General features: G+C 73.9%; 10 protein-coding genes. 8 read left to right on the top strand and 2 right to left on the bottom strand.

Features of this window, described 5'->3' with window-relative positions; translation table 11 throughout:
* Positions 1-91: 91 nt before the first annotated feature.
* Together ACFYWL_RS28210 and ACFYWL_RS28205 are read right to left on the bottom strand one after the other, a co-directional pair.
* Positions 92-532, bottom strand: coding sequence for a MarR family winged helix-turn-helix transcriptional regulator (locus tag ACFYWL_RS28210; protein ID WP_386978767.1), 441 nt, complete (start codon positions 530-532; stop codon positions 92-94).
* Positions 533-558: 26 nt separating this feature from the next.
* Positions 559-2,277 (bottom strand): alkaline phosphatase D family protein, encoded by a 1,719-nt coding sequence (locus tag ACFYWL_RS28205; RefSeq protein WP_386978765.1) that lies wholly within the window; start codon positions 2,275-2,277, stop codon positions 559-561.
* Positions 2,278-2,427: 150 nt separating this feature from the next.
* Between ACFYWL_RS28205 and ftsY the strand changes: the two genes are divergently transcribed.
* The 8 genes from ftsY to proS all read left to right on the top strand — a co-directional run bounded on the left by ftsY (position 2,428) and on the right by proS (position 13,506).
* Positions 2,428-3,615, top strand: a complete 1,188-nt coding sequence (gene ftsY, locus ACFYWL_RS28200; RefSeq protein WP_386978762.1) for a signal recognition particle-docking protein FtsY — start codon at positions 2,428-2,430, stop codon at positions 3,613-3,615.
* 7 nt (positions 3,616-3,622) lie between these two features.
* Positions 3,623-4,486: a phosphotransferase gene (locus ACFYWL_RS28195; protein ID WP_386978759.1), complete on the top strand. Its 864-nt coding sequence runs from the start codon at positions 3,623-3,625 to the stop codon at positions 4,484-4,486.
* 183 nt (positions 4,487-4,669) lie between these two features.
* Positions 4,670-6,079 carry an ammonium transporter gene (locus tag ACFYWL_RS28190; RefSeq protein ID WP_386978756.1) on the top strand — a complete coding sequence of 470 codons (1,410 nt, stop codon included), beginning with the start codon at positions 4,670-4,672 and terminating at the stop codon, positions 6,077-6,079.
* 25 nt (positions 6,080-6,104) lie between these two features.
* Positions 6,105-6,443 (top strand): P-II family nitrogen regulator, encoded by a 339-nt coding sequence (locus ACFYWL_RS28185; RefSeq protein WP_176734061.1) that lies wholly within the window; start codon positions 6,105-6,107, stop codon positions 6,441-6,443.
* A gap of 14 nt (positions 6,444-6,457) precedes the next feature.
* Entirely contained in the window at positions 6,458-8,773 is a 2,316-nt protein-coding gene (locus ACFYWL_RS28180) for a [protein-PII] uridylyltransferase (protein WP_386978753.1), read from the top strand.
* Between the two features lie 193 nt (positions 8,774-8,966).
* The gene (gene ffh / locus ACFYWL_RS28175) at positions 8,967-10,523 is read left to right on the top strand and encodes a signal recognition particle protein (RefSeq protein ID WP_386978750.1); all 1,557 of its coding nucleotides are present in this window, start codon (positions 8,967-8,969) and stop codon (positions 10,521-10,523) included.
* Positions 10,524-10,595: 72 nt separating this feature from the next.
* Entirely contained in the window at positions 10,596-11,675 is a 1,080-nt protein-coding gene (locus ACFYWL_RS28170; protein ID WP_386978747.1) for an amidohydrolase family protein, read from the top strand.
* A 424-nt stretch (positions 11,676-12,099) separates the two neighbouring features.
* The gene (gene proS / locus ACFYWL_RS28165) at positions 12,100-13,506 is read left to right on the top strand and encodes a proline--tRNA ligase (protein ID WP_386978744.1); all 1,407 of its coding nucleotides are present in this window, start codon (positions 12,100-12,102) and stop codon (positions 13,504-13,506) included.
* The last annotated feature ends 165 nt before the right edge of the window (positions 13,507-13,671 follow it).

Raw genomic sequence — 13,671 nt, 5'->3', positions numbered from 1 at the left:
CGAGGCGACCTTCCCCACCAACGATCCTCCAACCAGCCCACCTACACGGTCAAGCCAGCCGGCATCTTGACAACCGATCCCCGATAGGGAATCAGTCGAGGGCGTCGTTGAAGCGGCGCAGGAGGCGGCCGAAGTCCTCCACGTCCCGTCTCGACCAGCTCTCCACTATGCGCCGGAACAGGGCGAGCCGGGTCGCCCGGGCGGCGTCGAACCGGCGCTGCCCCTCCTCGGTCAGGGTGAGCCGCCACGCCCGCCGGTCCTCCGGCTCCGGCTCCCGGCGCACCAGCCCGAGCGCCTCCAGGCCGTTGATCTGCCGGCTCAGGGTCCCCTTGCTGATCCCGAGCCGGGCGGCCAGGTCGGTCAGCCGGGTCGCGTCCGACCGGCGCAGCCACAGCAGCAGCCCGTACGCGTTCTGGTCCAGGTTGGGGTGCACCTCGCGGGCGACCTCGAAGGAGAGCGAGCGGCCCCGGCGCAGCAGCGCGGTCAACTCGTGCTCGACGAACCGCAGGGTTTCCGGGGAATGATCGTCCACGCCGCAAGGGTACGGGCGCGACGGGCTCAGCCCTCGGAGGCGAGCCGCCTTCGGAAAACCGTGCGCAGGCGTCCGTCGCCGGTGGTGCCCTCGATCGTCACGTCGGCGGTGCGGCCGGTGTGGGCGAGGGTGGCCACCGCGTTGCCGAAGAACGGGCCGGCCAGCTTGCGCCAGCGCACGCTCGGGCGGCGTACCCCGGCGCAGCGGGCCAGCGCGCGGGCGGCCCCGGCCGGCCCCGGCGACCAGCCCAGCCGCATCAGCGGGCGCATCGCCGCCGGCACCTGGTTGTGGATCGGCGAGCAGGTGAGCTGGTGCACGGGGGTGCGCACCCCCGGGTCGGCGAAGCGGGCCCGGGCCACGTACGAGTGGTGCACGTCCCCGGAGAGCACGCTGATCGACGCCGGCGGGGGGTACGCCGGCCCCGCGCCGACCCGGTCGCCGGTGTGCCCGGCCGGGCCGCTGCCCAGCCGCGCGAAGAGCGCGCCGAGGGCGTCGAAGGAACGCCGGAACGCCGCCCAGTGCTCCAGGTCGAGCGCCCGGCGCAGCCGCTCGGCGAAGGCGGCCACCCAGCGGTGCCGGGAGTCGGCGAGCTTCTCGTTCCACGCCTCGACGTGGTGGATGCCGGGCGGCAGCAGCCAGGGCAGCGACGCGCCGACGACGAGGTGGTCGTAGACGCCGTGCGCCCGGTCGAGGAACCAGGACCACTCGCCGGGCGGCAGCATCGCCCGGTGGCCCCGCTCCAGCACCCGGCTGCACCGGTTGTCCAGCATCACCAGCCGCGTGCGCCCCAGGTCCAGGGCGTAGCTCCACTGGTATTGCACGGCGCGCCAGCGCTCGGTGTCGTGCGCCTCGTCGGCCTCCCGGTCGACCCGGGCGCCGAACTCGCGCAGGACCTCGGTGGCGTCCGGGGCGGCGGCGGTGACCTTCGCGTACACGGGGTCGGCGGCGATCTCGTCGGGGGCGAGATTGCCCAGGTGCTGGTAGACCCAGTAGGAGGCCAGGCCGCTGCCGATCCGCTCGGCCCACCAGGGTTGGGCGCGCATGTCGTCGCGCCACGACGCGGAGGTGTTCCAGTCGTCGATCACCTCGTGGTCGTCGAAGATCATCACGCTGGGCACGGTGGAGAAGAGCCAGCGGATCTCCGGGTCGCGCCACGACTCCAGGTAGAGCTTGGTGTACTCGTCGAAGCTGACCACCTGCGTCGCCGGTGCGCCCTCCGGCCGCCTGCGCCGCCGCTTGAGCAGCCGCCGCACCGTCGGCGAGGTCTCGTCGGCGTAGACCTGGTCGCCGAGCAGCACCAGCAGGTCGGGCTGGGCGGCGGCCAGGTCGGGGTCGGCCATCAACCGCCGGGCGTACGCGTCGAGCGCGTCGGGGGGCAGCTTGCGGGCGGTGGAGTGCTGGGTGGTCTCCCGGCAGGAGCCGAAGACCAGGCGCACCGGCTGGTCCCGGTCGTCGGCGGCCCGGGTGCGGATCACGCTGGGCGGGAAGGCGGAGCGGGGCTCCGGCCAGGCCACCTCGTCGTCGAGCAGCACCTCGTACGTCGTCGCGCTGCCGGGGGCGAGCCCCTCGACGACGACGAGCGCGTAGTGGTGGTCGTACGCGGAGAAGGTGGCCGCCGTGCCCTCGGCGCCGTCGGCCGTGCGGACCCGGACCGTCGCGGGCGCGCTGGTCTCCACCCAGACGGTGGCCCGCGTGCCGACGACCCGGCGCAGCAGCGGGCCGATGAGCAGGCGGGGAGCCGGCATGGGGAACCTCCAGGAGGACGAGACGATCTCATCATTTCTACCCGGCCGGCCGTCGCGCCACCCCTGGCCGCCGCGAGCGTACCCGCAGCTCGCACCCCCGTCGGCAGCGGTGGCTGGGACGTCGTCGCCGGCATCTGACAGGATTTCGGCATGACGGAATACCTCCTCATCGCGCTCGCCCTGCTCGGCGTGCTGATCCTCGGCGGCCTCGGGCTGGTGGTGCCGCGGCTGCGCCGGCGTCCGCAACCGCCGCTGCCGGAGACGGAGGTGGACACCCGCGCCGGCCGGGACCTCGCCGGGCCGCCCGTCGAGGCGCCCGAGACGGACCTTTCCACGGGGATCCTGGTCGAGCCCTCGCCCGTGGTGGAGGCGCCGCCCGCCGTCGAGGTGCCCGAGCCGACCGCCGGCCGGCTGGTGCGGCTGCGGTCCCGGCTGTCCCGCTCGCAGAACGCCTTCGGCAAGGGCCTGCTCGGCCTGCTCAGCCGGGACCGGCTCGACGAGGACACCTGGGAGGAGATCGAGGACAGCCTGATCACCGCCGACGTCGGCATCGACGCGACCCGCCAGATCGTCGACCGGCTGCGGGAGCGGACCCGGGTGCTCGGCACCCGCACCGTCGACGAGCTGCGCGCCCTGCTCGCCGCCGAGCTGGTCGAGGCCCTCGACCCGGCCCTGGACCGGTCGCTGCGCACCGCGCCGTCCGACGGGGTGCCGGCGGTGGTGCTGGTGGTCGGCGTCAACGGGGCCGGCAAGACCACCACCTGCGGCAAGATCGCCCGGGTGCTGGTCGCCGACGGCCGCAGCGTGCTGCTCGGCGCGGCGGACACGTTCCGCGCCGCCGCCGCCGACCAGTTGGAGACGTGGGGCGGCCGGGTCGGCGCGGAGACCGTCCGCGGGCCGGAGGCCGCCGACCCGGCCAGCGTCGCGTTCGACGCGGTGAAGCGCGGCATCGACACCGGCGTCGACACGGTGCTGATCGACACCGCCGGCCGGTTGCAGAACAAGGTCGGCCTGATGGACGAGCTGGGCAAGGTCAAGCGGGTCGTGGAGAAGCACGGGCCGATCGACGAGACCCTGCTGGTGCTCGATGCCACGACCGGCCAGAACGGCCTGGAGCAGGCCCGGGTCTTCACCGAGGTGGTCAACGTGACCGGCGTGGTGCTGACCAAGCTCGACGGCACCGCCAAGGGCGGCATCGTGATCGCCGTGCAGCGCAAGCTCGGCATCCCCGTCAAGCTGGTCGGCCTCGGCGAGGGCAAGGACGACCTGGCCCCGTTCGACCCGGCGCAGTTCGTGGACGCGCTGCTCGGCACCGAGCCGCTCGCCCGCGACGCGTAACCTCGCAGTGACCAGTGACGATCGCGCCTACGCCGGGTGGCGCGAGGACCGCCACCCGGCGCCGGGCCTCGGGAGACCGTACGTGACTTCGCAGGAGATCCCGCTGCACGGCGGGAACGTCAGCACCGTCGTCCGGGTCGGCGACACCGTTCGGCGCAACGCCGGCCCGTGGACCCCGTCCGTGCATGCGCTGCTGCGCCACCTGGAGTATGTCGGGTTCACCGGCGCGCCCCGGGCGCTCGGCATGGACGAGCGCAACCGGGAGGTCCTGTCTTACCTGGAGGGGGAGTGCGGGGAATACCCGCTGGCCCCGCACTGGGTCACGGACGAGGCGCTGGTGACGGTCGCCACGATGCTGCGGATGTTCCACGACGCCCAGTACGGTTTCGCCCCGCCGCCCGGGGCGGTGTGGCGCTCGTTCGGCCCGCCCCCGCCGGACACCGAGGTGATCTGCCACCACGACGCCGCCCCGCACAACGTCATCTGGCGGCCGGACGGCACCCTCGGGCTGATCGACTTCGACCTCGCCTCGCCGGGCGCGCGGATCTACGACGTGGCGTACGCGGCGTGGACCTGGGTGCCGATCTTCTCCGACCGGGACTCGATCACCCTGGGTTGGCGGCACCCGGACCGGCCGCGCCGGCTGCGGCTGTTCGCCGACGCGTACGGGCTGATCCCGCGCGACCGGCACCGGCTGGTGCGCACCATCCGCAAGCGCGTCGTCGACCACGTCGAGGGCATCCGCCGGATGGCCGCCGCGGGTGAGCCGGCGTTCGTCCGGATCGTGCACAAGGGTCACCTTCGCCGCCCGATGCGCGACCTTCGCCTGTTGGACTACGAACGGCACGCTCTCGAGCACGCGCTGCGCTGAACCGCCGCCCCGGCCGGCGGCGGTGAGGTTTTCTTCACACGTCCGAAACACAGCGTCACGGGCTGGAAATCGCGTGGTGACGCTGAAGGAAACAGGAGGCGACCAAGCTTCCGCGCAACCGGCGTACGGGCGACGCTGCCCCGGAAGCCGCGAAGGAGGGAACTTCACCTTTAGGAGGCCAGCGTGCCTGAAGCACCGACGATCGACGGCGGCAACACCGTTTGGCTGCTGGTTTCGACCGCGCTCGTGCTGCTCATGACGCCCGGACTGGCGCTGTTCTACGGCGGGCTCAACCGGGCCAAGGGCGTGCTCAACATGATGATGATGAGCTTCTCCGCCATTGGGCTCATCTCTGTTCTGTGGTGGTTCTACGGTTTCAGCGTCGCCTTCGGGACCGACGTGAACGGCTTCTGGGGCGACCCGGGGGCGTACCTCGGCACCAAGACCTTCCTGGCCGAGACCGACCTGTGGGGCGCCACGGCGGAGAACCCCAGCGGCATCGGGGTCCCGCTCTACGTGTTCATGGCGTTCCAGATGGTCTTCGCGGTGATCACCGTCGCGCTGATCAGCGGCGCGATCTCCGACCGCGCCAAGTTCGGCGGCTGGCTGCTGTTCGCCTTCGGGTGGGCCACGCTGGTCTACTTCCCGGTCGCCCACTGGGTGTGGGGCGGCGGCATCATCGGCGGTGACATCCACGCGCTGGACTTCGCCGGCGGCACCGCCGTGCACATCAACGCCGGTGCGGCGGCCCTGGCCGTGGCGCTGGTGCTGGGCAAGCGGCTCGGCTGGCCCCGCGAGGGCATGAAGCCGCACAACATCCCGCTGGTCGCGCTCGGCGCCGGCCTGCTCTGGTTCGGCTGGTTCGGGTTCAACGCCGGCTCGGAGCTGACCGTCGACTCGGTCGCCGGCCTCGCCTTCATCAACACCCAGCTCGCCACCGCCGCAGCGGTGCTCGGCTGGCTCGCGGTGGAGTGGATCAAGGACAAGAAGCCGACCATGGTCGGTGCGTCCTCCGGCGCGGTCGCCGGCCTGGTCGCCATCACCCCGGCCTGTGGCTTCATCGCCCCGTGGGCCGCGGTCCTGCTCGGCATCGTCGCCGGTGCGGTCTGCGCCCTCGCCATCGCCCTGAAGTACAAGCTCGGCTACGACGACTCCCTCGACGTGGTCGGCGTGCACTTCGTCGGTGGCTGGATCGGCTCGCTCTGGCTCGGCCTGTTCGCCACCAACTCGGTCAACTCCGCGATCACCGACGTGGTCGGCGCCTCCGACGGCCTGTTCTACGGCGGCGGGGTCACCCAGCTCGGCCGCCAGGCCATCGCCGGCCTGATCGTGACCGTGTGGTCCTTCGGGATCGCCTGGCTGCTCGCCTTCGCGATCGAGAAGACGATCGGCTTCCGGCTCAAGCCCGAGGCCGAGGTCGAGGGCATCGACCTCGCCGAGCACGCCGAGAGCGGTTACGACCTCTCCGTGGCCGGTGGCAGCGGCGGCGGCAGCGCGTTCGCGCTCGCCGGGATCGGGACGCCGGCGGGCGTCGCCGGCACCAAGCCGGCCGCGGACGAGTCCGAGCCGGTCAGCGAGAAGGTCGCCGGTTAACGTTCCTGGGATGGAGGGGTTGGACATGAAGCTGGTGACCGCGGTCATCAAGCCGTACCAGCTGGACGCGGTGAAGGAGGCCCTGCACGCCCTCGGCGTGGCCGGGCTGACCGTCAGCGAGGTCCAGGGCTACGGCCGGCAGAAGGGGCACACCGAGGTCTACCGGGGTGCCGAGTACACGGTCGAGTTCCTGCCGAAGATCCGGGTCGAGGTGCTCACCGACGAGATCGACGTCGAGAAGATCGTCGACGCGATCGTCGGCGCCGCCCGGACCGGCAAGATCGGCGACGGCAAGGTGTGGGTGACCGGCGTCGAGGACGTCGTCCGGGTCCGCACCGGCGAACGCGGCCTGGACGCCCTCTAGGCCGGCCCGACCAGATGACCTCGTTGATCAAGGGGAACGCGTCGGACAAAGCCGGCGACGGCGACGCGAACCTCTTGATCAACGAGGTCGTCGGCGTTCCCGGGGGGATCGGGGACGCGGCGCGCCGGGCGCGGGCCGCCGCCTTCGACCGGTGGCTGGCGCCGCTGCTGCCGGAGAGCTCCGGCATCGCGCTGGTCGCCGTGGGCGGGCTCGGGCGGCGGCAGTGCGCCCCGTACGGCGACCTTGACCTGGTGCTCGTGCACGCCGGGGTGCCCGGCATGGACGAGCTGGCCCCCAAGCTGTGGTATCCGATCTGGGACGCCGGCCTGCGGCTCGACCATTCGGTGCGGACCCTGGCCGAGGCGCTGTCGGTGGCCCAGGACGACGTGAAGGTCGCCCTCGGCCTGCTCGACGCCCGGTACGTCGCCGGCGACCGGGAACTCGCCGACACCCTCGCCCGCACCGCCGCCGACCACTGGCGGCGCACCGCCGTCCGTCAGCTGCCCGCCCTGCGGGAGATCACCGAGGCCCGCTGGCAGGCCCACGGCGAGCTGGCCTTCCTCCTCGAAGGCGACCTCAAGGAGGCCGCCGGCGGGCTGCGCGACGTGGGCATCCTGCGCGCCATCGCCACCGCCGGCATCACCGACGCGCTGCGTCCCGCCGTCCGGGCCGCCCACCTGCGCCTGCTCGACACCCGCGACGCCCTGCACGAGCAGGCCGGCCGCCGCGTCGACCGGCTGGTCGCCCAGGAACGCGACGGCGTCGCCGCCCGGCTCGGCCTGCGCCAGCCGGCGGGCGACGCCGCCTCCGGGGCCGTGGCCGCGCACGACGGCGACGTGCTGCTGCGCCGGGTCGCCGGGGACGCCCGCACCGTCAGCCACGCCCTCGACGACGCGTGGCGGGCCGCCGACCGGCTGCGCTCCCGCCGCCGGGGGGCCGACCCCCGCCCGGCGCGCCGCCCGGTCGCCCGGGACGTCGTCGAGCACGACGGGGAGCTGGTGCTGGCCCGCACCGCGATCGGCGCGCGCCCCGACCCGAGCCTGTCCCTGCGGATGGCCGCCGCGGCGGCCACCACGCGGCTGCCCATCGCCCGCGCCACCTGCGAGTGGCTGGCCGCCTACTGCCCGCCGCTGCCGTCACCCTGGCCGGCGGAGGCCCGCGCCGCCCTCATCACCCTGCTCGGCGCGGGTCCCGGCCTCGTACCCGCCTGGGAGACCTGCGACCGGTACGGGCTGATCGACGGCTGGCTGCCCGAGTGGACCCGGCTGCGCAGCCTGCCCCAGCACAACCCCGTGCACCGCTACACCCTCGACCGGCACCTGGTGCAGGCCGCGTACGAGGCGAGCCGGCACACCCGCGACGTGGACCGGCCGGACCTGCTGCTGCTCGGCGCGTTCCTGCACGACATCGGCAAGGGGCTGCCCGGGGACCACAGCACCGTGGGCGCGCCGCTGGCCGAGGCCGTGGTGGCCCGCATCGGCCTGCCCGAGCCCGAGGTGGCGCTCATCGGCACGCTGGTCCGGCTGCACCTGCTCCTGCCCGACGTGGCCACCCGCCGCGACCTGTCCGACCCGGTGACCATCGCCCGGGTCGCCGAGGCCGTCGGCGACGGCGCCACCCTCGACCTGCTGCACGCCTTGGTCCGCGCCGACGCGGCGGCCACCGGCCCGGCCGCCTGGTCGGACTGGAAGGGCCGCCTCGTCGCCGAGCTCGTCGCCCGGGTCCGCACCGCGCTGGACACCGGCGTGCTGCCCGCCCCGCCCGCCCCCGACCCGGAGCTGCTCGACGGGCCGCTGCCGGTCGTACACCTGACGGGGGACCGGGTGGCGGTGGCCGCGGCGGACCGGCGCGGCCTGCTCGCGACGGTGGCCGGCTGCCTGGCCCTGCACCGGCTGGAGGTGGTCTCCGCCGACGCCTCCACCGTCGACGGCCGGGCCTTGGTGGAGTGCCGGGTGCAGCCCCGCTACGGCCTGCCGCCCGACCCGATCGCGCTCGGCGGCGACCTGCGCCGGGCGGTCGCCGGGGACGTCTCGGTCACCCAGCGGCTGCGGGGCCGGGCGCTCGCCGCGCGCGGCTCCGGCGCGGCACCCCGGGTCGTGTGGCACCGGGACGCGGCCACCGACGCGGTGCTGCTGGAGCTGCGCGCCGCTGACGCCGCCGGCCTGCTCTACCGGGTGACCTGCGCCCTCGACGAGGCCGGCGCGCAGGTGCGCGCGGCCCGGATCTCCACCCTCGGCGGGGACGTGGTGGACGCGTTCTACCTGGTGGGCGGCTGGCCGTCGGACGACGAGCGGGCCAGCCTGGAGGCGGCGGTCCTCGCCGCCGTGTAAGGAGGGGCCCCTTGTTAACGCTTCCGGTAGAGGAAGGGCCCCCTGCTAACCGCCGATCCCCGCGAGCGCGAGCGGGCGCGGGTGCTGGGCGGGCCGGAGCGCGGGTGCGGCCGTCGGGCTACCCTAGCGATGGCCGGACACCTGCGCCCGGTCGCGTTGTGCCCGCCGAAACACTGACAAACGGGATGTTCGCGTGTTTGACACCTTGAGTGACCGCCTCTCCGGGATCTTCACCAAGCTCCGCGGCAAGGGCCGGCTCACGGACGCCGACATCGACGCCACGGCGCGCGAGATCCGCCTGGCGCTGCTGGAGGCCGACGTCGCCCTGCCGGTGGTCAAGGGCTTCATCGCGAACGTCAAGGAGCGGGCGCGCGGCGCGGAGGTCTCCCAGGCGCTCAACCCGGCCCAGCAGATCGTCAAGATCGTCAACGAGGAGCTGATCAACGTCCTCGGCGGCGAGGGGCGGCGGCTCCAGTTCGCCAAGCAGCCGCCGACGGTGATCATGCTCGCCGGCCTCCAGGGCTCCGGCAAGACCACCCTGGCCGGCAAGCTGGCCCGCTGGCTCAAGAGCCAGGGCCACCAGCCGCTGCTGGTCGCCGCCGACCTCCAGCGCCCCAACGCCGTCGGGCAGCTCCAGGTGCTCGGCGGCCGGGCCGGCGTCGAGGTGTACGCCCCGGAGCCCGGCAACGGCACCGGCGACCCCGTGCAGGTGGCCCGCGCCTCGATCGAGCACGCGAAGCGGGCCGCCCGGGACATCGTCATCGTCGACACCGCCGGCCGGCTCGGCATCGACGCCGAGATGATGCAGCAGGCCGCCGACATCCGCGACGCGGTCGACCCCGACGAGGTCATCTTCGTCATCGACGCGATGGTCGGTCAGGACGCCGTGCGCACCGCCGAGGCGTTCCGCGACGGCGTCGGCATCACCGGCGTGGTGCTGTCGAAGCTCGACGGCGACGCCCGGGGCGGCGCCGCGCTGTCGGTGCGCGAGGTGACCGGGCAGCCGATCCTGTTCGCCTCCACCGGCGAGAAGCTGGAGGACTTCGACGTCTTCCACCCCGACCGGATGGCCAGCCGGATCCTCGGCATGGGCGACGTCCTCACTCTGATCGAGCAGGCCGAGGCGGCCTTCGACACCGATCAGAAGGAGAAGATGACCGCCAAGCTGATGGGCGGCGAGCAGTTCACCCTGGAGGACTTCCTCGACCAGCTCATCGCGGTGCGCCGGATGGGCCCGATCGCCAACGTGCTGGCCATGATGCCGGGCATGGGGCAGATGAAGGACCAGCTCGCCGAGCTGGACGACAAGCACTTCGACCGGGTCACCGCGATCATCCGGTCGATGACCCCGGCCGAGCGCACCAACCCGAAGATCATCAACGGCTCGCGCCGGGCCCGCATCGCCAACGGCTCGGGCGTCACCGTGATGGACGTCAACCAGCTGCTCAACCGCTTCGCCGATGCGCAGAAGATGATGAAGCAGATGGGCGGCATGATGGGCCTGCCCGGCGGCGGCCGGCGCAAGGCGACGAAGTCGCCGAAGAACAAGCGCAAGGGCACCAAGGGCGGCAACCGGCCGCGTACCGGGGCGGGTGCGGGGATGCCGGGCGGGTTCCCGGGCGGGATGCCGCAGCTCCCGCCGGGCCTGGACCCGGGCGACCTGGCCGGCGGCCAGGGCCTGCCCCCGGGCTTCAAGCTGCCGAAGATCGACTTCAACAAGCTCGGCAAGGGCGACAACCGGCCCCGCTGACGCGTGTCGGTGGCGGTGGGCGACCACGGGCCGCTCGCCACGGACGGGGAGTGATCGGGTAGGACTGTGCGCATGGCTCTGCATGTGCGCGGTGTGCTCCTGCCCGACGACGAGGTCCGGGACCTGTGGCTGGTCGGCGACCGGGTCACCTTCGACCCGGTGCCCGGCGCGGAGACCGTCGTCGACGGCGGTTTCGTGCTCCCCGGGCTGACCGACGCCCACTGTCACCTCGGCATCGCCCGGGGCGGCGCCCCGATCACCTCCCTCGACCAGGCCCGGGCGGCGGCCCACGTCGACGTCGACGCCGGGGTCCTCGCCATCCGGGACGCGGGCTCGCCGTACCCGTATCCGGAGCTCGACGACGACCCGGGGCTGCCGCGACTGGCCCGCGCGGGCCGGCACGTCGCCCCGCCGCGCCGCTACCTGCGCGACATCGGGGTCGAGGTCGACGCGCCGCAGGTGGCCGCCACCGTCGCCGCGCAGGCCGCGGCCGGCAACGGATGGGTCAAGCTGGTCGGCGACTGGATCGACCGGGACGCCGGCGACCTCGCGCCCGCCTGGGACGCCGACACGATGACCGCCGCCGTCGCCGCCGCGCACGCCGCCGGGGCCCGGGCGGCGGTGCACACGTTCTCCGAGGCGGGCGTCGAGATCATGGTGCGGGCCGGGGTGGACTCCGTCGAGCACGGCACCGGGCTGAGCCTCGACCTGATCGACCTGATGGCCCGGCAGGGCACCGCCCTGGTCCCCACGATGATCAACATCCGGACGTTCGGCGGGATCGCCGAGCAGGCCCGCGCGAAGTTCCCCGGGTACGCCGACCACATGCTCGCCCTGCGCGACCGCTTCCCCGAGGTGGTCCGGTCGGCGTACGAGGCGGGGGTGCCCATCTACGTCGGCACCGACGCGGGCGGCGGCATCGACCACGGGCTGGCCGCCGAGGAGATGCTGCTGCTGCACTCCCAGGCCGGCATGCCGGCGGTGGACGTCCTCGCCGCCGCCTCCTGGCGGGCCCGGGAGTGGCTCGGCTTTCCCGGCCTGGTCGAGGGCGGCCTGGCCGACCTCACGGTCTACCCCACCGACCCCCGCCGCGACCTGAGCGTGGTGCGCACCCCGAGCCGCATCGTCCTGCGCGGCCGGGTCCTGCGCTGACCGTCGCCGGGCGAGGACGCGGAGCCCGCCGCATTGCTCGCGCTCCGTGATGGCCCGCTGGCCTGTGCCCGGATGCCCGGCCGCCCCTACGGTCCGTCACGCCCTCCTGGCCGCACAGGACGTCCGCGTCCCCCTTTGCTCTGCACCCACTGCCGCAACACGTTGCCCGAACAGGGCGGATGCAGGAACCGGCGGGTGGAGGCGGGTGAGGTCGTGTCGCGCTGCGTGACCGTTGCGCATGTGGGTGCAGAGCAAAGGGGTCCGCTGATCGGTGGTGCCGCCGGTGGGCGGGGTTGCGCCGCGTCACGGTGCCCCGAACGGGCCCCTGCCGTGACGGGTGACGATCCGGTCCGAGCGGGACGGCGCGGGCCACGAGCGCGCCCGCCGACGGCGTCGCGCGGCGGGGCGCATAGGATGTGCGGTCATGGCACGCGTGCTCACTCCCCGGGCGGAGGACTTTCCCCGCTGGTACCAGGACCTGATCGCCAAGGCGAAGCTGGCCGACAACGGCCCGGTCCGGGGGACCATGGTCATCCGACCGGCCGGCTACGCCATCTGGGAGCGGATGCAGGCCGAAATGGACGCCCGGATCAAGGCGGCCGGCGCGGAGAACGCGTACTTCCCGCTGTTCATCCCGGAGAGCTACCTCAAGCGCGAGGCCGAGCACGTCGAGGGCTTCTCGCCGGAGCTGGCGGTGGTCACCCACGGCGGCGGCAAGCAGCTCGCCGAGCCGGTGGTGGTGCGCCCCACCAGCGAGACGGTGATCGGCGAGTTCATGGCCAAGTGGATCGACTCCTACCGGGACCTGCCGCTGCTGCTCAACCAGTGGGCGAACGTGGTCCGGTGGGAGCTGCGCCCGCGCGTGTTCCTGCGCACCAGCGAGTTCCTCTGGCAGGAGGGGCACACCGCCCACGCCACGCGGGACGACGCCCGCGCGTACGCCCGCAAGATCCTGCACGAGGCGTACGAGGACCTGATGGTCAACGTGCTCGCCATTCCGGTCGTGGTGGGCCTCAAGACCGCCCGGGAGCGCTTCGCCGGGGCCACCGCCACGTACACGTGCGAGGGCATGATGGGCGACGGCAAGGCCCTCCAGCTCGGCACCAGCCACGAGCTGGGGCAGAACTTCGCCAAGGCGTTCGACATCAGCTACTCCTCGGCCGAGGGCGGCCGGGAGCACGCCTGGACGACGTCGTGGGGCACCTCGACCCGGATGCTCGGCGGCCTGATCATGGCCCACGGCGACGACAACGGCCTGCGGGTCCCGCCGAAGCTGGCGCCCGTGCAGGCGTACGTGATGATCGTCAAGGACGGCGAGGGCGTCGGCGAGGCGGCGGCCAAGCTGCGCGACGCGCTGCGCGACGCCGGGGTCCGGGTCGCGCTCGACGATCGCACCGACACCGCGTTCGGCCGCCGGGCCGTCGACGCCGAGCTGCGCGGCTATCCGGTACGCGTCGAGGTCGGCCCCCGCGACCTGGCCGCCGGCAACGCGGTCGTGGTCCGGCGCACGGACGGCTCGAAGTCCCCGACCCCGGTCGCCGACGTGGTCGGCGCGGTGCTGGCCGCCCTGGAGGCCGACCAGCGCGCCCTGCACGACCAGGCGCTGGCCCACCGCGAGTCCCGCACCGTGGAGGTGGCCACGCTCGCCGAGGCGATCGAGGCGGCTGCCACCGGGTGGGCCCGCGTGCCGTGGTCGGCGGTCGGCGTGGCCGGCGAGGCCGAGGCGAACGGCCAGGGCGTGACGGTGCGCTGCCTGCTGCGCGCCGACGGCTCCGTCCCCGACTCGGAGGACGAGCCGGACCTGGTCGCGATCCTGGCCCGCGCCTACTGACCCACCGCCTTTCCGAGGGGCGGCCGGCACGTTCCGGCCGCCCCTCGGCGCGTCCGCAGGCCGGGCGTCACCCGGGCGCGGCGCGGGCGTTGGTCCGGTCGGGATGCCGACTCGTCGAGCGGGCACCGCGCCGACGGATCGGTCGCTATCATCGGGCACGCACCG

It is taken from the genome of Micromonospora sp. NPDC002575 (genome assembly GCF_042889525.1).
In the GTDB taxonomy this organism is placed as follows: domain Bacteria; phylum Actinomycetota; class Actinomycetes; order Mycobacteriales; family Micromonosporaceae; genus Micromonospora; species Micromonospora carbonacea.
The sequence above is the reverse complement of the archived record's forward strand: the minus strand, read 5'-3'. Positions and strand labels throughout refer to the sequence as shown.

What these genes read in the sequence shown, in the direction of transcription:
- ACFYWL_RS28205 (WP_386978765.1), bottom strand. Translation starts at nt 2,277, where the DNA reads ATGCCGGCTCCCCGCCTGCTCATCGGCCCGCTGCTGCGCCGGGTCGTC.
- ftsY (WP_386978762.1), top strand. Translation starts at nt 2,428, where the DNA reads ATGACGGAATACCTCCTCATCGCGCTCGCCCTGCTCGGCGTGCTGATC.
- ACFYWL_RS28185 (WP_176734061.1), top strand. Translation starts at nt 6,105, where the DNA reads ATGAAGCTGGTGACCGCGGTCATCAAGCCGTACCAGCTGGACGCGGTG.
- ACFYWL_RS28180 (WP_386978753.1), top strand. Translation starts at nt 6,458, where the DNA reads ATGACCTCGTTGATCAAGGGGAACGCGTCGGACAAAGCCGGCGACGGC.
- ACFYWL_RS28170 (WP_386978747.1), top strand. Translation starts at nt 10,596, where the DNA reads ATGGCTCTGCATGTGCGCGGTGTGCTCCTGCCCGACGACGAGGTCCGG.
- proS (WP_386978744.1), top strand. Translation starts at nt 12,100, where the DNA reads ATGGCACGCGTGCTCACTCCCCGGGCGGAGGACTTTCCCCGCTGGTAC.